Here is a 246-nt window from a genome sequence, read left to right as displayed (position 1 = left end):
CCGAGCCATGCAGCCACTTGGCGACCATTTCTGAAGTCGTGCCCATCCCCAATACTGGCAACCAAGGCACTCGCCGTGGTCGAGCCAACCCCGCGCAATTGCAGCAATCTACGGCTACGATCATCTTCACGAGCAATCTGGCTGATTGCTCTATCAAGCTCTACCAAGCGGTCCTCGATATGGCTGGTGTGCTCTAACAGTTCACTCATGCACCGTTTTGCCCAGCCAGGCAAGCTGTCCAGATAA

General features: G+C 55.3%; 1 protein-coding gene. It reads right to left on the bottom strand.

The window, feature by feature from the left end:
* Window positions 1–246, bottom strand: a 246-nt coding sequence (locus tag AO268_RS06805) for a transposase (RefSeq protein ID WP_141562784.1), incomplete at both ends; no start/stop codon positions are given.

Source organism: Pseudomonas sp. ICMP 8385, assembly GCF_002699915.1.
In the GTDB taxonomy this organism is placed as follows: domain Bacteria; phylum Pseudomonadota; class Gammaproteobacteria; order Pseudomonadales; family Pseudomonadaceae; genus Aquipseudomonas; species Aquipseudomonas gessardii.
This window is presented reverse-complemented; position numbering and strand designations above follow the sequence as displayed.